A 22229-nucleotide genomic window follows, 5' to 3' on the forward strand; every position below is an offset into this window, starting at 1 on the left:
TCCCCACAGTGCGCTTTTTCCTATTCTATAAGTAAACCCCTTGTTTGACCGTTGATTCCCGAACGATGAGCTCGAGGTCGTATTCATATATTTCCTTGTGGCGGAAGCGTTTGGAGCGGACTTTTTCCATCATGACCTGGAAGGCTTTGCGGGCCATGTCCTCGATCGGCTGGTTGACGGTTGTGATGGACGGTTCGACGAGCTCGGTGATTGCCTGGTTGTCGAATCCTACAACGGCCAGATCCTCCGGAATTCTAATACCATGTCGCTTTGCTTCTGTAATGATGCCGGCAGCCACTTCATCCCCGCCTGTGAAAACGGCGGTCGGCTTTTCCTTCAGTGTGAGCATATCGCGAAGAATTCTGCGGCCGTCCTCAATGGTGAAGGCGTCCCCGAAGGTGAACTCTTCTTGAAATGGTACATTGAATTCCGCCAGCGCTTTTCGGAAGCCAGCTTCACGGCATTGCGCCACATTGCTTTTGTACCCCCCGGTACAGTAGGCAATCTTACGGTGACCAAGTTCCAATAGATGCTTGGTGGAAATGTATCCCCCATATGTCTGATCCAGGCGGACGGATGGCACTTGCGCATCTTCTTCAAATTCGTTGCATAAAACGATCGGTCCATATTCTAAAAATGGCTCTATTACATTCCAGTCGTTTTGAATCGAGGAGAGTATGATACCGTCTACCTGCCTCGTTTTTAGAAGGTTTAAGTAGTCCAATTCCTTTTTCTTGGAATATTTCGTCTGACAGATGATCAGCTGATAGCCGTTTTCCGCCGCTGCCATTTCCATTCTTTCAATCAGTTCACTGAAAAATGGATTCATGACCCGCGGAATCAAAAGGGCAATCATTTCCGTTTTTTGACTGCGTAAGCTTCTTGCAGAGGAATTCGGGACATACCCAAGCTCACTCATCGCATTCATGACAAGCACTCGCTTCTTCTCCGACACATACGGGTGGTTATTGATGACACGGGAAACAGTCGTTCTCGATAACCCTGCTAGTCTTGCTACATCTTCTATTGTTGCCACGAGTCTCCCCACCTAACTAGAATTTAATATGTTAGAAGAATGATTGAAATCGTTTTCATAACTACTAGTATAAAAGGAAATGTAAGTGTTTTCAATAGGTTTTTTGCATTTATGCAGCAAATATGGTGGTGAGCCGTTGGAAATTAATTCTTTTACTGGAATAGGAATGATGATTTAGGCATGTTGACATCGATTTCGTGCGGAACAAGGCAGAGTTGATGCCGAACTTGGGCGAGTTCGTGCCAAAGTCCCCCTAGTTCGTGCCAAACCACCGAAATACAGAAAAAACGGAGTCCAGCATCCAGCCGGGCCCCGTCTCCATTATTCTTCTATCAGTCTACCAATCTTCTTAAATCTTGCAATAAAGTACATCCACGTCCCGAACATCAGCACACCCATGAATCCTGCAAGAACCGCTGCATTTTCCCACATAAAGCCGTAGTCGCCGCTTGAGATGATCGCTTTGAAACCTGCAACCGAGTAGGTCATCGGCAGGAATGCATTGAATACCTGCAGCGCACCAGGAATCAGCTCCAATGGGAATGTCCCGGCGCTTGTTGTCAACTGAAGGATCAAGATGATGATCGCAACGAATCGTCCCGGGTCGCCGAGCAGTGTAACCAAGAACTGCACCAGTGCGATAAATGCTAGCGATGTCAGGATACTGAACACCACAAACAACGAAACGCTTTGTACCTCAATGCCAAGGCCAAACAACAGAACAGCATCCGCAAGCAGGGCCTGCACCACACCGACTGCAACCAGCACACTCAGCTTACCGAGAAACCAGCCAGTACCGGAGCTTGGGATCCCGACAGTATCCCGTAATGGATACACGATGGATAACAACAGGGCTCCGACAAACAACCCGAGTGATAAAAAGTAAGGAGCAAATCCTGTTCCGTAATTAGGGACACCATTGGCAACCTCTGATTTCACTTTCACCGGATCGGCGAACATCCCGAAAGTCTCTTCATCAGCTTTGACCGCCCCTGCCTGATCGGCTGCATCCGTCAGCTTGGACTCCAGTTCATGAGAGCCTTCACCCAGCTTGCCGATTCCTTCGTTCAAAGCGGAGGAACCTTCTGCAAGCTTGGATGTCCCGTCGCTGAATTGCTTCGAGCCATCATCAAGCACTCCCATTCCGTTGACTAATTCTTTTCCTCCGGCAGAAAGCTCGCGGCTTCCATCAGCAGCAGAAGTCAAACCATCACCGAATCTGGCAATGCCTGAAGTCAGCTCCGTCTGACCTTTAAGCAATTCATTTGTCCCTGCCGTCAATTTTCCGGACCCATTTACAAGTGCTGCCAACCCTTCTGATAGCTGTGCTTCACCGCCTGCAAGCTTGGCCAATGAAGCCTCTGAAACTGTCAAGCCGTTTTGCAGCTCACGCACCCCGCCGTCCAATGCAGCCATGCCTTGTGAAAACTGATCGGAGCCTGCAACAAGCTCCTTCAGGTAAGCCTCAATAGCAGCGCGCTCCTCTGGCGTCGCATCATCCAATAAAGGCTGGAGCACCGCATCAAATTCTTTCATGCTTCCTGCAAACTGTTCCGCTTTCACAGCAGCTCCTGAAGTCTTTTCCTGCAAGGAGGCTCCACCTGCTGCCAGCTTTTTCGATCCTTCATGAAGCTGCGAGGCGGCACCGGCAAGCTGTTGCTGGGAGTCGTATGCCTTCTCAATACCAGCCTGTGTTGCTGAAGCACCATCACTCAACTCTCTTGTTCCAGCAAGCGCGCGCTCCGCTCCATCTGCAAGTCTTCCATGACCCTCTTCCAGATCACCCAAACCATTTGCAAGCTTTTCATTCCCTATATAAATTTCCTGTACTCCGCCATAGGCTTTTGCCATCCCTTGGCTGAAGCTGATAGATTTTTCCGCTGCCTGGCTCAATGCTTCCTTCAAATCACCGGAGCCTGATTGAATTTCTGCAACACCTTCATTTAGTTGATGCGTTCCATCTGCCGCCTGTGAAAATCCATCACCGAGCTTTTCGATATTGGCGAACATCTCCTCCGCATAGGTGGCCGTCAATTCGTTGGAAACTTCCTCCTTGATTTTCTCTACCGCGGTTGACCCGATCTGTGCAGAGAGGAAGTTGTAGCTTTCATTCGGTACATATTTCAATTCCATCGGAAAGGGCTTTTCATCCAGAAGCGTCGTTGCCCGCTTCGAAAAGTCCTCCGGTATCTCGATCACCATATAATATTTTTGATTTTCCAGGCCTTGATACGCCTCTTCCTTATTCACAAACTCCCATTGGAACGAAGGATTATCCTTCAGATTCTTTGAGAGATCCTCCCCTATTGCGAGCTCCATCTTTTCAATTTGAGCCCCCTCGTCCAGATTTACGACCGCAACCGGCAGATCATCCAATCTCTCGTAGGGATCCCAGAACGCCCACAGGAACATCCCGCTGTACATCAATGGTATGAACAGGACCGCCAGCACCGGGATCAATATTTTTTTATTTGTAAAATGCTCCTTCCATTCTGCTCCAATAAAATTTTTCATTGTATCAAAACCTCCTGTAAACTATATGACCAATTCCCTCATTTGGTCATTTTTCTTCAAATAGGTAAGGATCATCAGACTGACAATCCTTTGAAAAAGTAGAGCTCAAACAGCTCAGCGATCTTTTCTTTTGATAATGCTTCGTGATTTTTTTCCCAATCCACAATCAGGGCAAAATAGAATTTCAGCATCAGGAAAGCTGTAAGTTCTGAATCGCATGGAATGATGTCCCCTTTTGCAATGGCAACGTCGATCTTGTCCTGGATATAGGCGACAATGACCTGTTCCACTTTTTGCAGTTCTTCCTTCACAATCGGTGTGCCAAGCTCTTTTTCTTCCTGGATCAACTTTATCGTCAATTGATGCTCTTTTCGGAACTCCAAAATCCTCACAAGTGCCCGGTGTGCGTTCTCATGAAACGTCAGCTTGGGATCGATGGCCCTATCTGCAACCTCTCTCATTTCACAAATGATGGCTGATACGATGTCACCGAAAAGCTCCTCTTTATTGGAATAGAAGTTATAGATTGTTCCTTTTCCGACATTGGCAATTTTGGCAACCTGGTCCATGGTGGTGGCTTTGTAACCGAACATGGAGAAGGATTTAGCAGCCGCTTCCTTTATGCTTTGTTTTTTATCCATGATTGATTGACCCCTTTTTATCTACTGACCAAAATACAATTCCGGTCACTTCGTCACTATTATATTCCCTGTTCACAAAAATTGCAATAAAAAAAGAGATTACATCCGAAAATGCAATCCCCCCTTTTCTATTTATACCGTAACCGGCTGATTCTGGTAATGATTCAAAATGGTCGCCACTGCCGCTTTCCCTTGATCGATGCAATCCGGCAGTCCCACCCCTTCAAAGGAGCTTCCTGCAAGATGAACGCCTGGCATATCATCAGCAAGGCGCTCATTGATCTCTCGAAGCATCTTCTTATGGCCGACAGCATATTGCGGCATGGCCTGCTTCCATCTGCTCACAATGGTGAATTCAGGCTCTGCATGGATGTCCATGATTTTATTCAGGTCATCGAGCACCACCTGCTTGATTTCTTCATCGCTCTGCTCGACAATCGCTTCTTCCCCTGCTCTGCCGACATAGCAGCGCAACAGTATTTTCTCATCAGGTGTCGTATGCGGCCACTTTTTGTGGGTCCAGGTACACGCGGTGATGGTGTAGTCGCTGTTACGGGATACCACAAAGCCAGTGCCATCGATATCTTGCTTGATGGCAGATGCATCAAACGCCATGGCTACTGTTGCAACACTTGTAGAATCCATCTCTGCAAGTGGTGCCAAATAATCAGCATGTGGCAGCATGCTTGTAGTTGCAAAATGTGGTGTGGTCATCACTACATGATCAGCTTTCAGCGTTTTGCCATTGCTTAATGAAATCTGGTAATGAAAATCACCCTGCTTGACTACTTCATCCACTTTTACAGCCTTTTGCACGTTCACATGTTTCAATTTGTCCTCAACAGCATCCACAAGTGACTGCAAACCGCCCGTCAATGTCTGGAACATCCCTTTTTTGCTCTTCGGCTGATTGGCAGGACGCTTCGGTGTGGTCTGCTTCATTCCCAAAATCAAACTGCGGTACTTCTGCTCCACCTGCTGAAATTGCGGGAAGGTTGCCTGCAGGCTGAGTTTATCAATGTCACCTGCATAGATGCCGGATAACAATGGTTCTATCAGGTTTTCGACAACCTCATCTCCGAGTCTTCTGCGAAAAAAGGATCCCAGTGATTGGTCTTCGCCATTTCCTGAAGAAGGCATGATTAGGTCTGCCGCTGCTCTCATTTTACCCATTGGAGAAAATAGACCGGTTGTGACAAATGGTGTCAGCTTTGTCGGAATGCCCATCACTGCACCCTCCGGCATTGGATAAAGCTTTCCTTTTAACAGGATATGGGCAGTGCCTGTTGCGTTATTGGTCAATTTGCTTTCAAGCCCTACATCCTTGGCCAATTGACCGGCACTGACCTTTCTCTCCAAGAAAGAATCCGGCCCGCGCTCAATGGTAAAGCCGTCTTTTTTCACCGTCTGGATTTTTCCGCCTAATCTGTTGCTCGCTTCAATCAATGTAATCTCTATATCTAACTTTTTCTCTAACATTTCTTTTTGAAGATAATAGGCGGCAGAAAGGCCTGTAATCCCTCCACCGATGATGACAACCCTTTTTTTCTCCTCGTTCATGGTTTCATCGCCTTCTTTACTAGTTTACTGATTGTGTTTTTTCAATTCTTCCAATACGACTGTTGCCATTGCATCCACAAACTGTGGCTGTGTATTCGGCATCTCTGGGCGATAGTACTTGGCACCGATCTCGTCTGTTACAATCTTGCACTCGGTATCATTATCATAAAGTACCTCAAGATGGTCGGAAACAAATCCTACAGGAGTGTAAACAAATGATGTATATCCTTTTTCTTCATGAAGGTCCCTGGTAATATCCTGAACATCGGGACCTAACCATGGATCTGGTGTGTTTCCTTCACTTTGCCATGCGATTACATAGTTATCGACACCTGCACCCTTGGCGATCATATCAGCTGTTTCCTGAAGCTGGTCGCGGTAAGGATCTCCCATTTGAAGGATTTTTTCAGGCAGACTGTGCGCAGAAACGATCAGCACCGCCTTCTCTCTTTCGGCACTATCCATGCCTTGGAACGTTTCCTTGACACGTTTTACCCAATAGTCGATGAATTTCGGCTCGTCATACCAGCTCTCCACAGAGTAGATTGCCGGACCTCCGATTTTCTCCGCTTCTTCCTGTGCACGTCCGTTATAGGATTTCACGCTGAAGGTGGAGAAGTGAGGTGCAAGGACGATGCTAACCGCTTCTTTGATTCCGTCGTTGTGCATCGCTTGCACTGCATCTTCCACGAATGGCTCGATATGCTTCAACCCCAGATACACTTTGAATTCGATATCGTCCTGGATGGAGTTCAAATGTGCGCCAAGTGCATTCGCCTGATCTTCCGTGATTCTTGCAAGAGGGGAGATTCCCCCGATTGCATCATAGCGGTCTCTCAAATCCTGCAGCATTTCATCAGACGGCTTTCTGCCATGTCGGATATGTGTATAATAACGCTCCAGGTCTTCTTCTTTATATGGCGTACCGTAAGCCATCACCAATAGGCCCATTGTCTTTTTTGCCATTTGTTCTACACCTCGTTCTATTATTCTTTATAGGATAAAGCCATTATTTCTTAGAAGAATAGTCGTGTACGAATTGTGCCAGACGTTTCAATGTGTCAGGGTTCACTTCAGGAAAAACGCCATGGCCAAGGTTGAAGATATAGCCAGGCTGCTGCATTCCTTGATCCAGGATAGCTTTCGCTTTTTCCTCGATTACTTCCCAAGGAGCAAGGAGAATGGCAGGATCCAGATTCCCTTGTACCGTTTTAGTGATGCCGCGCTGTCTTGCTTCTGCGATTGGCAGTCTCCAGTCAAGTCCCACTACATCCAACGGAAGGTCATGCCATTCGTTGGCAAGGTGGCTCGCACCGACACCGAACATGATCAACGGTACATTTTCCTCTTTTAGAGATGAGAAGATGCGGTTCATGACAGGCTTGATGAAATAGCGATAATCTTCCACATTCAACGCGCCAACCCAGCTGTCAAAAATCTGGATTGCTTTTGCTCCAGCATTGATCTGTGATTTCACATAGGTGATAGTCATATCAGCCAGTTTATCCATTAATGCGAACCATGCTTTCGGTTCTGCATACATAAATGCTTTTGTCTTATTGTAGTTTTTGGACGGACCGCCTTCGATCATATAGGAAGCCAATGTAAATGGTGCACCGGCGAATCCGATCAGGGGAACATCCAATTGTTCCTGTGTTAAAAGTTTGATTGTATCAAGTACATAAGGAACGTCCTCTTCCGGGTTGATTTCTCCAAGCTTCTCCACGTCCTGAACGGATCGGATCGGATTATCGATCACAGGACCGATTCCTGATTTGATTTCTACATCCACGCCGATTGCTGGCAGCGGACTCATGATATCCTTATACAGAATGGCAGCGTCGACATTATATTGATCAACAGGGAGCTTTGTTACGTATGCACATAGCTCAGGCTGGTGAGTAATTTCAAACAGGGAGTACTTCTCCTTGATTTTTCTGTATTCAGGCTGGGAACGGCCAGCTTGCCTCATATACCATAAAGGAACATGATCCGTTTCTTCCCCTCGACATGCTTTTAAAAATGTATCATTGAACTTGCGTTGACTCACTGTGATGACCCCTTCCGTCTATCGATTGATTCTCTTTTATTACGTTTCACTTCTGTCATTTATCACTATACCTATTATTGTAAGGAAAGTATAGAATTAGCGCCCATTGTTCATAAAATTGACGATTTATTTAAGCTCTTTTCGCAAAATTATTTATGAAGCGGCATTAAGATTTTTACGATTGTCCCTTTATTTTCCAGACTTTGTATCGAAACGGCTCCACCATGGTTTTCAACGATCTTCATGCTGACCATCAGTCCAAGGCCTGTCCCCTGCTCTTTTGTCGTGAAAAAAGGTTGTCCAATTTTTTCAATCAGATCAGCCGGAATACCTGTCCCTTCGTCCTCGATCAGGAGATAAATGAAGTCCCGCTTTTTTTTCACCTTTATGCGGATCTTTCCGCCTTCAGGCATAGCTTCTATTCCATTTTTTATCGTATTTATCAGCACCTGCTTGATTTGGTTCGGTTCACAATCAATCCATACAGCAGTTTCTTCATGCTCCACCAAAAGCTCCACCTTATGTAACAGGGCTTCGCTTTCAAGAAAATCGGTCACCTGGAAGATCAGTTCCAAAAGATTCTGGTTTTTGATTTTGATTGCCTGGGGTTTGGCAAGTGCCATAAATTCATTGGTGATCTGGTTGATCCGATCAAGTTCCTTTTGCATGATATTAAAGTAATAGGGATCGGGGATCGTCCGCTGCTGGGAGAGAAGCTGAACGAACCCTTTCAGGACGGTCACCGGATTGCGGATTTCATGGGCCACACCTGCTGCCAATTCACCGATGACAGAAAGCTTCTCAGACTGCATCAGCGCTTCCTCCGTCCGTTTTTTATCCGTAATATCCTCCATCAGAAAAATGAGGGCGATGATAGTTCCTCTAGGATTTTTGATAGGTGTTACTGTCACTTTCACTTCTAGTGTATGGTTGCCGACAGACATTACGGTCTCGAAGGAAACGTTCTTCTGTTCTTCCATTCTGCTTATTAGATGAGGCAGACTTTCCATTTTGGTAAAAGCCAGAAAGCTCGTTTGCTTGCCGACTACATCCTTTGCACGGACCTGGAAGATATTTTCGAAAGATGCGTTAATTTGAAGCGCCTGTCCATTTAAGTCATACACGCCGATTGCATCGGTGGTATTGGTAAAGTACGCCTCCAAGTACTCCTTGGTAGAAATCAGTTCGCGGGATGTCTCCTTTTCCTTCTCCTCCGCCCTCAGACGGAACCGTTCATTCAAGCTGCTTGAAAAAAGGAGATAGACGGTTACAAATAACGTAAATAATAGAAAATAGACGACATCCACTTTAATATTTTCATAAAATACAGTTTGGAAATAATAGAAATAGAAATATGTCAAGGTAGCAAGGGTTATGGCACTTGCCAAGATGGTTGGCATAATCCTGTTGTATACCGAGGACATGATTAAAGGCATCGTTAAAAATATGTAATTGATAATATCCTTGTCCAGGTATGCTACCAGCCAAAAAGGCAAAAAGGATGTACATACAATCACGTACATCCCTATTTTTGCAAGTCTGGGCTTTAAAACAAAATAAAGTGTCACGCAGCAGCCAAACAAAGACAAAAGAACTACCGGCAATAGAATGCTTGGAAAAACAAAGAGATTTGTGATGGTATCCAGAACGGACAGGGTGACGAAAACTATCAGCAATAGTTTGTTCCTTTTATGGATCATCGCAAGCTGTTCACTCGTGTCGTTCTTTTCCAAGTTCCATTGTTCGGCTAATCGTAGGGTGAAGACAGTAAAAAAGTTTGGTTGATAAGATTTCATTTCCTTGTTTCTCCTCTAGTGCATTGCTTTATCTATTTTAGCGAAATGCTGGTTTTACTACAGGTGACGGTTCCCCTTCCTGTTCTGTCTGTGGATTGTATGGAACCACGTAATAGGAAGGGACGGAAAAGATATTGATCATTTCCATCTCATACGTACCTTTGCCAGTTACTTCATCGACAAGTGTGGCTTTTTTGTCTTGCAGGGAATAGATTCTGTAAATTACCCTATCGTCATCCGATGCCGGCCAATGCAGGATAGTGGTAAACAGGCCGAATGGACGGAAAGTCAGCGATGCTTTCAGTTCCTCGACATCGGGCAGAATGATCGGCTCTTCAAGATCGGTTACACCGGCTGGAACGGAAAACATCCCCTCATCCAATCCCGAGTCCCTTACAATGTCCTTAAATAGCCTGGTAGGGAATGCACCGCCTCCTGTCAGATACTGCTCTTTTGTCGTCACATCATAGCCCATCCATACAGTTCCCACGATATCCGGGGTATACCCGACAAACCACGTATCCTTGATGGCACCTTCGACATGCGGATAATTGGTGGTACCCGTTTTCCCCGCCAAGTCCCCTTTTATCGAACCTGCCTGGGCAGTCCCCTGTTCAACAACTCCCTCAAGCATCCTTGTCATAGTCCACGCCGTTTGGGAGCTGAAAACATGCTTCTCTTTTAATTTTGCCTTCGCGATGACTTCTCCGGTTCTGCTCTTTATTTCCTTGATGAAGTATGGTTCCACGATTTTACCGCCGCTCCCGAAATTGCGGTAAGCCTTGGTCAATTCCAGTGGTGTGACCCCTTCCTTCAATCCCCCAAGTGCAATGGCCAATCCGTTATCCGGGATGGACAGATCCATTCTATCGAGATAGCCTTTACTCTTTTTTATCCCCAGTTCATTTAAAGCCCAAACCGCCGGGGCATTAAGCGAATCCTTAAGCGCATCATACATCGTTACCTGTCCCAGATATTTGTGATGATAGTTTCTAGGTTCATAGTCGCCATAGGATAGAAGCTTGTCCGATAAGAGACTGTATGGCTCAAACTCCTTTTCCTCAAGGGCAGGTGCATAGACCGCGAGGGGCTTAAAAGTAGAACCTGGCTGCCTCTTGATGGAAACGCGATTGATGCCTTGGGTGACATAATGCCTTCCACCCATCACGGCAAGCACACCTCCCGTTTTCTGGTCCATCAGGACGAAGGAGCCTTCCACAAACTCATGCTTGCCTGGAAAATACTCATCCTTTTGGAACAGCTCGAAGGCGGCGTCCTGTGCGGCAACGTTCATTGGAACAGTGATTGAATACCCGCCTCTGTGCAGTTCTTCGTTCGTAAGGCCATAACGTGTTTCGGCCTCTTCCACTACCATATCAATATAGGTCAGATAGGCCTGTTTTTCCGTTGGCTCGACAATTTCGATACCTAAGGTCCTACCTTGCAAGGTCACCGCTTCCTCCGCTTCCAGATATCCATGCTGATGCATAAGCTCTATCACCAGATCTCTCCGGTTTTTGGCTTCCTCCGGATTATTGATAGGAGAGTAGCTGTTGGGAGCTTTAGGCAACGCTGCCAGCATGGCTCCTTGCTCCACAGAGAGATCCTTGGCGCTTTTATTAAAATAGAACTTGGAAGCCGCTTCTACTCCATAGGCCCCGTGCCCAAAATATATCTGATTCAGATACATTTCAAGGATCTCATCCTTCGTGTATCGTCTCTCCAGATTAATGGCAATGACCGCTTCCTTCGTTTTACGAAGCCACGACTTCTCATTCGTCAGAAAAATATTTTTCGCTAGCTGCTGCGTTAAGGTGCTTCCACCCTCCGCCTTGCTTCTCGTCACCACATCGCGATAGACTGCCCTTCCAATGGCCCTGACATCTATACCCCGATGCTCATAAAACCGTTGATCCTCCACCGCAACAAATGCATGCTGAACATGCTTTGGAATACGGTCGAGCGTCACAATTTCCCGATTTTCAAAAAACAGCTTCGTGATGGGTTTCCCTTCTTCATCAACAAGTGTAGTGGTCGAATCCATAATGAGTTTCGTGTCGTCTATGACATAGTTCCCAGCCAGGATAATCGCGATATACCCGACTAGGCTGAAAAGTATCGCACATACAGCTATCAATGGAAACACAATATATTTTTTCTGAAATTGCTTTGTGAAATGCTTTAAACCTTCCCACTTCTTGTTCCTTGCAGCTCTTTCGATGATGTTTACCTCCTTATGAAAAGCGGTAATAATAAGTAAGATTAATTTGCTCGGGCATCCTTGCAGAAGGTGTCCGGGCATCCTTTTTCTTATATAATTGCAGTAAAAGAGTAAGCTAAAAACGTCCAGATACTATTTTAACTTATTCTGGAGAATCTTTCTTGCATTTACCTTATTTTGTTATAAGAAACCGTTAATTAAACATGAGGAGAGATGAAAAATGAACTTTTATATGACATTTGGAACAGCGGGGTTCCTTGAGGACCTGCGCGAAGGAATACATGATGGCGAATTACTGTTGATGCATGGTGAGGATAATGCCGTACTGATGCACGAAACCACGGAACAGTCGAGCTTCAATTCCGGAAACAAGTATGAAGTGCTGGACGCATCCGGCGAGCTCTCGAAGGGGAAGTTTGCTGTCCTGAATAACATTCCAGTAACTGATGAAGGACGTCCGGTATTTGAATACCGCTTCAACCAGCGTGCAAGATTAATTGAGGATGAAGCTGGCTTTGCCGCTATCAGGGTTCTACGTCCGGTAGGTTCTGATACTTACGTTATTCTTACGCTATGGGAAGACGTCAAATACTTTACACAGTGGCAGGAATCCAAGGCATACGATAAAGCGCACGAAAAACGCGGTTCATCTGAGGGAATCGACCAAAAGCAGCAAGTATTCCCGCGTCCCTCTTATGTCACCACCTACCATGTGCAGATGCCTTACGAGACGGAATAGGCAGCAAAAAAGGACCGTGCATTCGGTCCTTTTTTGTGCATCATTTTTTCTCTTTATCCCTTAATACCCCATGCCTATTTGCATAAATGGCTGCTTGGGTGCGATCTGCCACATTCAGCTTGCTTAAAATATTGCTGACATGCGTCTTGACTGTTTTCACACCGATATATAGCTCATCACTGATCTCCTGATTCGTCAATCCATCCCCAAGACACATCAGCACCTCTATCTCCCGGTCTGTCAATTCATCGTGCGGAAGCTTGGAAGGAGCCCGGAATCTGTTCATCATTTTGCTTGCCACCTTTGGTTCAATCACTGGCTCATTGCGGACAGCCTTCTCGATGGCCTGGATGATATCCTCTGCTCTTGCCGTTTTCAATAGATAGCTGTATGCACCTGCTTCTATCGCCGGAAAGACCTGTTCATCATCATAATAGCTTGTGATTATGATGATTTTGCAGTTTGGGTGAAATTTCACTATTTCCCGTGTAGCTTCAATTCCCGTGCCATCCTCCATCAAAAGGTCCATCAGCATGACATCCGGCATTTGCTTTCTTGCCAATTCGATGGCAGCCCTGCCACTCGCCCCTTCCCCGACTATTTCTATTCCCGGCTCTGTTATGAGGTAAGCCAATAGGCCTTTGCGCACCATGTCATGGTCATCCACCACAGCAACTCTTACTTTATCCATTTAAATTTCCTCCCCTCTTATCGGAATATGAATTTCTATATGCGTGCCTTCCCCTTTTTTCGAACGGACTGTAAACTCTCCGCCAATCTCTTCACAGCGCTCCTTCATATTCGACAGACCATAGGAGGATTGCTTCTGATGGTTCACTTCAAACCCTTTTCCGTTATCACTAATAAATATGTATACATACTGATCTTCCTTTTGATGCATATCTATTTTCACAATGGTAGCATCCGCATGCCGCAGTATATTTGAAATCGCTTCCTGAACAATCCGGAACAAGTGATCCTCCGTTGCATTGCTCAAAGATGAGATCTCTTTTATATCATGCTGGAACGTAATCGGAGTCCTTTCCTCCAATTCTTCAAGGAGCTTATGTATTCCCACACACAATGTATCGTTCGTCAGGGAAACCGGACGTAAATGCAAGAGCAATGCCCTCATCTCCCCTTGTGCCTGGGCAGCGATACCTGCAATATCATTCAATTGCTTTTTGGACTCATCCGGGTACTGCTCAAACATCCTTATCGCAGCAGAGGACATGATACTTAAGGCGAAAAGCTGCTGACTGACGGAATCATGCAATTCCCTGGCCAGTCTCTGACGCTCTTCTATAGTGGCAGCATTATGTGCTTTCATGGCAAGCTGATTTTTCTCTTCTGCAAGCTTCTGAAGCGATCTGACCTGGCTTTGGAATTTATTAGCGAGCTGGTTGATATCCTCCGTCAATCTTCCCAATTCATCCTTTTCAGCGACAATGATTCTTTCAGAAAATTTCCCACGGCCAAGTGTTGCGATGAAGGTTGAGATGTCCTCCACCCTCTTTTTCAAATAGCTGCTCTGCTTATAGCCGATATAAATACTTGTACCAACTGAAATCAGAAAACTCATGACAGTCATCCAGATCGATATGGAAACAGTGATTTCAAAATCCTGTATGAACAGGACCAGTAATTGCAGGGAAATGAAAAATAGGGAGCAGGAAATTGTCGCCACCGTCACAAATGAACGAATCAGCCAAAAACGCAAACTGTTAATCTTTTTATCTTGTTTAGATTCGGTCAATGCGCACATCCCCTATTTTCAGATCCAGTTCAATATCAAGCTTTCTGGTCGCACTATCATAATTCGGTGATTCATAGAAAACCCTGCATTTTTTCCCTTGAGAGGATTCATCAAAAACCCTGATTTTCCCTATTTTCACCGAAGACTCGATTCGAATTGGCAGGTCATCCGGTATCAGCATTTTCAAGTCCGCGACCACTCCCTTTATTCGAATTTTCGTTTCCTTGTCAGGGATATAAGCTTTTGAAAAATCAAAGTAGTAATCTCCTACCACCGTTTTCAATGTCAAAGGCTCGACAGCCCAGTTCGGCTTATTCATTTTCAGCTCACCGATCGTAATGATCCTCTTTTGATGAGAAGGGTCTTTCTTTTCCTCATTTGAAAAATCAACGTCTTCCTCTTTTGAAAATAGGTCGAAATCATAATCACCCTTGGTGACCGTTATTTTAACCGGGCGCTTTTTGATAAATAACTGTAGGCCAAAATAGATGAACAAAAGTGGCCAAAGCTTCCAGATCATCTGAAATTCAAATACGAGGAAATCAAGACGGTCCATCAGCAACAACGCCCCGAACACGACAAGTACGAGGCTGATAAAGAGGGCTTTCTTACCGTATAAGACAGATTCTATGAGCCACTTTAACCCCAGCAATACGATGAGGACAGGATAAAACGTGACAAAATACTCTTTTATTTCCAAGGAAATGACTCCTAAATTGACAAGAAGCAACATGATTCCTATAAGAACAAATAAAATTGCGATTATTTTCTGATTGAATGTTTTCATGATGATGCTTTTCTCCCCCCTTATACCTAATTAGACAATACCAACGGAAAATCCTTTTAATCTACTATCAGTTTACTAAAAATCAAAGCTTTAAAAACCGACCTGCAGTTTGTATCTTTATCCGTCTTGGGACGGAAATTACATGCTTTGTCGTTTTGATAAACAAGAAGTATAAAAATAATTTTATGTTAAGATGTACAAAGAGTTTGTAAAGGATAGTTAATAAACTAACGAACTGTTTTATAAAATGGAGGGGAAATAGTGGATATACTGAAAGAAAGGGTTTTTCAAGCATTCCGTTTAACCTATGACTTTTATAGTTCTATAGATGAAAGGTGTCTACCAATGACGATTTCAGGCGCACCATCAAATACAATAGGAGAGCAGGCATATTGTATTATTGGAGCGAGAGAAAGCTATTTAAAGGCTTTAAAGATTGGTGAATGGTCTGGTTTTGATTGCAGTCTGATTGATAGTACTAATAAAAGCTTAATAGTCAGCAAATTGGAAGAAACTCTTACAAACTTAGAGTGATTTTTTCAAGAAAATAGGACGGGAGAAATTAATACAAATTTGTTAATTGATTTATTAGAACATGAGGTTCAGCATCATGGTCAGTTAATTCGTTATGCGTATGCTAATAAAATTGATTTCCCTGGAAGTTGGAATAGACGCTACACCGTATAATCCCTTTTTCGAAAGGCCATATAAAAAAAACGCATGTATTTCATTACAAGCGTTTTTTTGCCATTTGCACCAACGGAACTATTTACCCTAGGGCTTCACCATTCTTTTTTGAAAATAGGAATGCAACCCTTCATAGGTCAACACACCCAGTAGCAGACAGATATAGCCTGCTGCATAACCTGCAAACACGTCGGAAGGATAGTGGTAGTTAAGGAAGATCCGACTCGTCCCAAGCAACGCAATGAATACGATGCCGGCAACAAGGATGATCAACCGTTTCCCACCGGTCTTTGTATAGGTAAGGATCAGATACAGGAGCAGCCCATAGAAAAAGAGCCCGACCATTGCATGTCCACTTGGAAAACTTAAGCTTTCGGCACCCGGTCCAGTCATCGGCCGCTCTCTCCCGGTATAATCCTTTAGCCATTTGTTTAATTCATTGACCACAATAACTCCGGCAATGATCGTTCCCATCGCTATGTAATCCTTTTTTCTCCACCAGATCAGCACCACAGCAATTAGCATGATTGTGATCACACCAGGTTTATCGCCAAGTGTGGTAAACAGGAAACCGACAAGCCAATCCGCTTCCAACCCATTGACAGCCTCTCGGATCGCCCCATCGAACCCTATCGTATTTTCAGCAACAATCTGTTGAAAAGACCAGAAGAAAAACAGTCCACATAAAAGAAAAATGGCACTCCTGGTCCAAATCCTATATTTGATTGCAACCTGTTCTCTTTGCACTTTTTCCGCTTGCATTCTATCTCCTCCACCATACTTTCTACCTATCTATCATACATGATTTTTGAAAAATATGACTATTCTTTTTTGGCGAAATCATATAGAATACTAGAAAACCAATATTTATTTCGAAAGGGGAAACATTATGCTGAAAAAATTGAATGTGCTGTTAGAAGAACATTTTGATGAAATGGTAGAAATCAGACGTTACTTGCATCAATTCCCTGAGGTATCCTTCAAAGAATTTCACACGGCAACGTACATAGCCGATTTTTACAAGGATCTCGGCATTGCCGTGACAACGAATGTAGGCGGAAACGGTGTGGTTGCAAAAATAGAAGGAGCTCTCCCTGGCAAAACGGTTGCATTGCGCGCTGACTTTGACGCACTTCCGATCCAGGATGAAAAAGAAGTGGAATACAAATCCAAAGTTCCAGGAGTGATGCACGCATGTGGTCATGACGGCCACACTGCTACCCTGCTAGTTTTGGCCAAATGCCTGAATAAGCTCCGTGATCAATTGGCTGGGGACGTGGTCCTCATCCACCAGCATGCAGAGGAATATGCTCCAGGCGGTGCAATCGCCATGATCCAGGATGGCTGCCTGGAAGGCGTGGATGTGATATTCGGCACTCATTTATGGGCAGGTGTTCCCGTTGGTACCATCCAGTATCGTGTAGGTCCCGTCATGGCCGCCGCTGATCGCTTTTCTATTAAAATTCAAGGGTCAGGTGGACATGGTGCCCAGCCGCACAAAACAAAGGATGCCATTGTAACCGGCTCCCAGCTTGTCATGAACCTGCAGCAGATCGTAAGCCGCAGAGTCAACCCAGTCGATCCGGCCGTCATTTCCGTCGGAACATTTGTAGCGGAGAACGCCTTCAATGTCATTGCAGATTCTGCACAACTTATCGGTACTGTCCGCACCTTCAACGATGATGTCCGCGACCAGATAGAAAAAGAAATTGATGCAGTGACAGCCGCTACTTGCGCGTTGAATGGCTCGACTTACGAATATACGTTTGATCGCGGCTATCCCGCTGTCGTGAACCACAAAGAGGAAACAGAATTTCTCGTGGAGATTGCCAATCAGATTCCCGAAGTGGAATCTGTGGAGGAAACAGAGCCTCATATGGGCGGGGAGGATTATGCCTATTACCTTCGTCATGTAAAAGGGACCTTCTTCTTTACAGGCGCGAAACCGGAAGGCGTGGAAGTTGCCTATCCGCATCATCACCCTAAGTTTGATATTAATGAAAAATCCTTGCTGGTTGCAGCAAAAACACTTGGTTCTGCAACTCTCCAATATCAGAATCAGTCACAAAATGCTCTCGTTCAGCCCCATCAGGCATAGTTAAAAGGCACCGAACTTCTCCTTTGAAGTTCGGTGCCTTTTTACATAAGTCCCTGTTCCTTCAGATATCTCAGTCGGTAGCAATTGACCGCAGTTTTCCCAAGATGATCGAGGAAATTATAATTCGCATATGCCCCAACAATCGCTCCAAAACCCGGAATCATCTGCAGCATCTTGATGAGATCGATATAATCCCTGTACTCCTGTTGGAATGTCTGCCAATCCAATTCAGTGATATCCTCTTTGTTTTTTTCCCAATCCACTAAAAAGCCGAGCACGTTCCTGCGGTGTTCTTCACCTGAAAACGCCAGTTGGAAAATATAAAGGATGTACACCCGCTCCTCATACTCTTTAACGTTATAGCCGTAGATGGATGCGACTTCAAAAAGGAACTTCATTTTGATTGAAAGCAGGAGAGGGAAGTCCGCCAATCCCAACAAAATGCCGCCAGCCCCCGTTCCCGCTCCTTCGACAGCTGCAGTTCTTTTGTAGAAATCCAGCTTTTCCTGTACCAGTTTTTCTTTTTCTTCCAAGGAAAGGTCGTTGACATCCTCTCTCTTTTTTGTAGTAATATTACTCCCCACTAAAGTTGCCTGTACCATCTTTTTTATACTTTCACGCATCACCGTATGGACTTTTTCCGGAATCATGGCATTCACTTTATTCTGCGCACCTTTGGAAAGCCTTTGAAACATCGTAGATTTTTTCTGCAGCTGGAGCTTCCATTTTGTGACTTCGTCCAGCATTTTCTGTTCATACATGGGAAACACTCCTCTTGTCATGTTTTTAATATATACGCTGGTTTTTATTGTAGGTTTCATGGATGATGAGCTTTTACTCTGGGAAGCTGGTTGAAAAGCTCTTCATAGCCTTGGCGATGGGCTTTTCTCCCCGAAAAGCTGTACGAAAAGCTCTTCATGAGCGTCCACATCCAACACTAAAACAAAAGCACGCAAACGCCAATACGCTTACGTGCTCTCCCTTTACAACTTTGCAATTTTATTCTTTACTACCGTATTCACATAAACGTAAGCAAACAGGACGCCCCCACCCAAAACAATGCCCACTTCCATCCAGGAAGCCACGAACGCAACAAGGACACTCAATATCACAGACTGCACAACTAGAATGCCTGTCATCATCTTCAAGAATGCGCGGCTTCTTTCCTCTTCCTTGACCGGATAGATGGACAACCATAATTTGTTGTAATGATGGCGCCACATCGGCACGAGCTGGAAGGCTGTGAGATAAAGGACAAACAACGGTGCAAGGTAGGTTGCATATCCCACAGGCAATAGGATCAGGAACACTCCGCCGATAATCAGCAGCCTCAGGAATAAACCGAAGTAGTCACCTGAACGAAGAAACGTCCGCAAGTATAAATAGAGATAGCTTTGTTTCTGATGATACTTTGCCAATGGCAGCACCGCATCCAGCCATCTTCTCCTTTTTACTTTTTCCTTCAGTCCAGGTACATCTACAAACAGATTTGCCACACGGTAGAAAAGCTGCATTCTCTTTGTTTCATTTTCGATCAGGTATTCCCATTTCCAGTTCAACTTAGCGGTTGCTTTTTGGAAATAAACAAGCAAGAAAGCCATGATCACCAATACAAGCCCTATGAATAGATAGTCCGCCCGCGCAAAAACGAGGTACAGTAGGGCAAAATTCAAGAAAAGCCTGATCCACCAATCAGCCAGGCGCGCCTTATTATCAGTGTAAAAGCTCATAAGCCAGGCTATCCAGAGGTTCCAGGCTTTCACTGCAACTAAGAGGGCCAGGATTACCACGACAGTCTGCATCGTTGCCCCTGTAAGCGTTACAAACAATGGCACCGATACCCCAAAGACGAGAAGAAGGAAATAACTCTCCAGGACAATCGAAAACTTGAATGATTTTTTTATGTAAGGACCAAGCTTTGCTTCAAGTGGAAGCAAAAAGACAATATCCGGATCCTTTAAGAACGTATGAAGGCTTCCCCTTGTCAAAAGAAGAGCAAGCAGCGCTCCCATGAGTGGGGCATACGGGAAATCCCTCGGTACGACCTCCAGCCAGTTTTGATAGGCAAGCGCAAGTCCACTTAATAGAAAGATCATGACAATGACCAGATGATCATTGAACATATAGCGTAAATATTTTCTCGTATCCTTTATATATTGATTGAACCTGGTTCTCCACAGCTGATCGACATTAAACATTGTTTTCTTCCTTTGTCAGCTGGATATATAGGTCATCCAAGGAAGCATGCGACATACCGAATTGCTGTCTAAGCTCCGTTAGTGTGCCCTTCGCCCTCACTTCCCCCTCATGCAGGATGACAAAGGAATCGCAATATTTTTCAGCCGTTGCCAGGATGTGAGTGGACATCAGGATTCCTGCACCACTTCTCTTTGCTTTATCCATGATTTCCAATAAGGAATGGATCGCAAGTGGGTCCAACCCGACAAACGGTTCATCCACAATGTAGAGCTTCGGTTCAATCAGAAAGGCAGCCAAGATCATGACCTTCTGCTTCATCCCCTTTGAAAAATGGGCGGGAAACCACTTTAGCCGTTTCTCCATCCGGAACTCCTTCAATAAAGGGTGCAAACGTGCCTCAAATGTTTCCTTGGAGAGGCCGTAAGCCATCGCTGTCAGCTCCAAGTGCTCGTAAAGAGTCAGTTCATCATACAAAATCGGAGTCTCCGGTATGAAGGTAAAAGTGGAACGGTACTTGGTCGTATCCTCCTGAATGGATATGCCATCAATCTTAATGGACCCTTTCTTCGGCTCCATCGTTCCGATCACATGCTTGATTGTCGTACTCTTCCCTGCCCCATTCAGACCAATCAATCCAACCAGCTCGTTTTTCTTCACCGAAAACGAAATATCCTTCAACACGGCCTGATTCGTATATCCCCCGGTCAACCCGCTAATCTCCAACAAATCTAAACTCACCAACACCCCATCCTTTCACAATCCACTAAAGCAATATTAATATGTACTACATAAAAAGGGAAAATCCTGCCGGGGTCTGGCCCCAAATTTTTTTCTTATTTTTTCTTATATATAAAATTTACCATAACATATTTTCGCGGAAAGTGCGCATCATATGTAAGGAAGGGGAACGGGGGCCAAGAAACAAGCCTTTAGGTTAACTTTATGAGATGAGGTGGCTGTCCAAGACAGTTGTGCTTGACTCAATAAAAGTTAAATTAATGTTTTCTCGTCGTTGTGGGACTTAACCGGCTACAACAAATCGATCATCATGAACTCCTACCGATGATTAAGAATGAGGTGTTTACGGGCGACGCTTTACTGTAAAGTAGTGTATCCGTGAGTAATTCATTTTGAAAATGAGGTGTTCGTCAAAGACTATATAGTCGAAAATCCAAGTTACTCTAGTTGTGAAACCAAGTAACAAGGGGATGGTTGTTTTGAACAGGAAAGCTGACCATTAGACACATTTTTAAAAACAGATGAGGTGTTTATCAAACACAGTTTATTTGTAAGCTAAAAATGCTGTTTGTAGGCTTCTCCTAATTCTGATAGAGAAGCTTGTTGCCCCCTTCCCTTTCTTTAAAGCAGAGGCTTAATGCTTCTGCTTTTTATTTTATCCAATTCTTGATGGTTAACTGATTATGCAACGTGTCCAAAACATGGTAAAATGAGAAAAAAATTAATGAGGTGATTCTGATGCATGATTGCATTTTCTGCAAAATTATCAATGGAGATATTCCTAGTGCAAAGGTATACGAAGATGAGCATGTTTACGCATTTTTGGACATCAGTCAGGTAACAAAAGGTCATACATTGGTGATTCCGAAAGTACATAAGGAAAATATCTATGAACTTACTCCCGAAATTGCATCCAACCTGTTCAAGGTGGTACCAAAAATCGCAAATTCCATTCAATCACAGTTTGACCCAATCGGCTTAAACCTCCTTAACAACAACGGAGAAGCTGCAGGACAATCGGTATTCCATTTTCACCTCCATATCTTGCCGCGTTACGGTAAAGGGGACGGATTCGGTGCGGTGTGGAAGTCAAATCAAAGCGACTATTCCACCTCCGACCTATTGGAGATTTCCTCCAAGATCGCGGAAGGAATTAAATAGGATGATTTATCGAGCTGTCCGAAACGTCGGGCAGCTTTTGATTTTGCTGGGGGTATTTAAAGCGGGGTGGAATACTAATTGGATGATGGACTTTTTATATGCCTTCACACCTCAAAAGGTCCTTCATTATTCCGATGATGGACTTTTCACACGCCTTCACACCTCAAAAAGTCCTTCATAACCTCTATGATGGACTTTTCACACGCCTTCACACCTCAAAAAGTCCTTCATAACCTCTATGATGAA

General features: G+C 44.6%; 19 protein-coding genes. 4 read left to right on the forward strand and 15 right to left on the reverse strand.

The window, feature by feature from the left end; genetic code table 11:
• Positions 1 to 25: 25 nt before the first annotated feature.
• The 8 genes from ACFVAD_RS04850 to ACFVAD_RS04885 form a co-directional block, all read right to left on the reverse strand.
• A complete protein-coding gene (locus tag ACFVAD_RS04850; RefSeq protein WP_386636681.1) occupies positions 26 to 1036 on the reverse strand; it encodes a LacI family DNA-binding transcriptional regulator in 1011 nt (336 codons plus the stop codon).
• 321 nt (positions 1037 to 1357) lie between these two features.
• Positions 1358 to 3550 carry a YhgE/Pip family protein gene (locus ACFVAD_RS04855; RefSeq protein WP_386636683.1) on the reverse strand — a complete coding sequence of 731 codons (2193 nt, stop codon included), beginning with the start codon at positions 3548 to 3550 and terminating at the stop codon, positions 1358 to 1360.
• Positions 3551 to 3624: 74 nt separating this feature from the next.
• A complete protein-coding gene (locus ACFVAD_RS04860) occupies positions 3625 to 4191 on the reverse strand; it encodes a TetR/AcrR family transcriptional regulator (protein ID WP_386636685.1) in 567 nt (188 codons plus the stop codon).
• Positions 4192 to 4323: 132 nt separating this feature from the next.
• Positions 4324 to 5751, reverse strand: a complete 1428-nt coding sequence (gene hemY, locus ACFVAD_RS04865) for a protoporphyrinogen oxidase (RefSeq protein ID WP_386636687.1) — start codon at positions 5749 to 5751, stop codon at positions 4324 to 4326.
• Positions 5752 to 5775: 24 nt separating this feature from the next.
• On the reverse strand, positions 5776 to 6717 hold the full coding sequence (gene hemH, locus ACFVAD_RS04870; RefSeq protein WP_386636689.1) for a ferrochelatase: 942 nt from the start codon (positions 6715 to 6717) through the stop codon (positions 5776 to 5778).
• Between the two features lie 43 nt (positions 6718 to 6760).
• Complete coding sequence (hemE, locus tag ACFVAD_RS04875) at positions 6761 to 7801, reverse strand: uroporphyrinogen decarboxylase (RefSeq protein WP_386636691.1); 1041 nt, start codon at positions 7799 to 7801, stop codon at positions 6761 to 6763.
• A 149-nt stretch (positions 7802 to 7950) separates the two neighbouring features.
• Positions 7951 to 9597: an ATP-binding protein gene (locus tag ACFVAD_RS04880; protein ID WP_386636693.1), complete on the reverse strand. Its 1647-nt coding sequence runs from the start codon at positions 9595 to 9597 to the stop codon at positions 7951 to 7953.
• Positions 9598 to 9634: 37 nt separating this feature from the next.
• A complete protein-coding gene (locus ACFVAD_RS04885; protein ID WP_386636695.1) occupies positions 9635 to 11899 on the reverse strand; it encodes a transglycosylase domain-containing protein in 2265 nt (754 codons plus the stop codon).
• Between the two features lie 139 nt (positions 11900 to 12038).
• On the opposite strand from ACFVAD_RS04885, the gene ACFVAD_RS04890 reads away from it, so the two are divergent.
• Positions 12039 to 12557, forward strand: coding sequence for an antibiotic biosynthesis monooxygenase family protein (locus ACFVAD_RS04890; RefSeq protein ID WP_386636697.1), 519 nt, complete (start codon positions 12039 to 12041; stop codon positions 12555 to 12557).
• A 40-nt stretch (positions 12558 to 12597) separates the two neighbouring features.
• Here the strand turns inward: ACFVAD_RS04890 and ACFVAD_RS04895 are convergent, their stop codons facing one another.
• From ACFVAD_RS04895 to liaF, 3 genes are read right to left on the reverse strand one after another with little or no spacing between them, the layout of a single operon-like run.
• Positions 12598 to 13248: a response regulator transcription factor gene (locus tag ACFVAD_RS04895; RefSeq protein WP_386636699.1), complete on the reverse strand. Its 651-nt coding sequence runs from the start codon at positions 13246 to 13248 to the stop codon at positions 12598 to 12600.
• On the reverse strand, positions 13249 to 14313 hold the full coding sequence (locus ACFVAD_RS04900) for a sensor histidine kinase (RefSeq protein WP_386636701.1): 1065 nt from the start codon (positions 14311 to 14313) through the stop codon (positions 13249 to 13251). It abuts the gene before it with no gap.
• Positions 14300 to 15100 (reverse strand): cell wall-active antibiotics response protein LiaF, encoded by an 801-nt coding sequence (liaF, locus tag ACFVAD_RS04905; protein ID WP_386636703.1) that lies wholly within the window; start codon positions 15098 to 15100, stop codon positions 14300 to 14302. Before liaF ends, ACFVAD_RS04900 begins: the two co-directional genes overlap by 14 nt.
• A 261-nt stretch (positions 15101 to 15361) precedes the next feature.
• On the opposite strand from liaF, the gene ACFVAD_RS04910 reads away from it, so the two are divergent.
• Entirely contained in the window at positions 15362 to 15634 is a 273-nt protein-coding gene (locus tag ACFVAD_RS04910; protein WP_386636705.1) for a hypothetical protein, read from the forward strand.
• Between the two features lie 240 nt (positions 15635 to 15874).
• On the opposite strand, the gene ACFVAD_RS04915 is transcribed toward ACFVAD_RS04910, so the two are convergent.
• Positions 15875 to 16549, reverse strand: a complete 675-nt coding sequence (locus ACFVAD_RS04915; protein ID WP_386636707.1) for a phosphatase PAP2 family protein — start codon at positions 16547 to 16549, stop codon at positions 15875 to 15877.
• A 127-nt stretch (positions 16550 to 16676) separates the two neighbouring features.
• Here ACFVAD_RS04915 and ACFVAD_RS04920 point away from each other — a divergent pair, with 127 nt between their 5' ends.
• Positions 16677 to 17885, forward strand: coding sequence for a M20 family metallopeptidase (locus tag ACFVAD_RS04920; RefSeq protein ID WP_386636710.1), 1209 nt, complete (start codon positions 16677 to 16679; stop codon positions 17883 to 17885).
• 41 nt (positions 17886 to 17926) lie between these two features.
• On the opposite strand, the gene ACFVAD_RS04925 is transcribed toward ACFVAD_RS04920, so the two are convergent.
• The 3 genes from ACFVAD_RS04925 to ACFVAD_RS04935 form a co-directional block, all read right to left on the reverse strand.
• On the reverse strand, positions 17927 to 18646 hold the full coding sequence (locus ACFVAD_RS04925) for an EcsC family protein (RefSeq protein ID WP_386636712.1): 720 nt from the start codon (positions 18644 to 18646) through the stop codon (positions 17927 to 17929).
• 222 nt (positions 18647 to 18868) lie between these two features.
• Entirely contained in the window at positions 18869 to 20083 is a 1215-nt protein-coding gene (locus tag ACFVAD_RS04930) for an ABC transporter permease (protein ID WP_386636714.1), read from the reverse strand.
• Entirely contained in the window at positions 20076 to 20810 is a 735-nt protein-coding gene (locus ACFVAD_RS04935) for an ABC transporter ATP-binding protein (RefSeq protein ID WP_386637128.1), read from the reverse strand. The genes ACFVAD_RS04930 and ACFVAD_RS04935 overlap by 8 nt, the downstream gene beginning before the upstream one ends.
• A gap of 750 nt (positions 20811 to 21560) precedes the next feature.
• On the opposite strand from ACFVAD_RS04935, the gene ACFVAD_RS04940 reads away from it, so the two are divergent.
• Entirely contained in the window at positions 21561 to 21983 is a 423-nt protein-coding gene (locus tag ACFVAD_RS04940) for an HIT family protein (protein WP_386636716.1), read from the forward strand.
• The last annotated feature ends 246 nt before the right edge of the window (positions 21984 to 22229 follow it).

Source organism: Sutcliffiella sp. NPDC057660 (assembly GCF_042800035.1).
Lineage (GTDB): Bacteria > Bacillota > Bacilli > Bacillales > Bacillaceae_I > Sutcliffiella_A.